1 pseudogene is annotated in these 257 nt (G+C 28.8%); it reads right to left on the reverse strand.

The window, feature by feature from the left end:
* Positions 1-204: pseudogene (locus HMPREF3045_RS02340) on the reverse strand (plasmid mobilization relaxosome protein MobC); the annotation flags it as partial.
* Positions 205-257: the final 53 nt, after the last annotated feature.

Below are 257 nucleotides of genomic sequence, written 5' to 3' on the forward strand. Positions count from 1 at the left end.
ATTATTTGTTGCATTTGAAAGTAGCCATTGCAGGTTTCTAAACGGTTCTAAATCTACTACATATATCTCTTTTTCTAATACACATTTCCTAAGAAAGTGGGACATAGTTTTGCAATTAGCAAGTTTCATTTTCTTTTCAAAAACTTCTTTTTCTTCTTTGGTTAGTTTTATTTCTATTCTTTCATTTCTAAATCTATTTGCCATTTTATTCTCCTTTATAAAATATATTTTGGGGTCTTAGGGTTCTCCCTAACAAG

This window comes from Anaerococcus sp. HMSC075B03 (assembly GCF_001815585.1).
Lineage (GTDB): Bacteria > Bacillota > Clostridia > Tissierellales > Peptoniphilaceae > Anaerococcus > Anaerococcus vaginalis.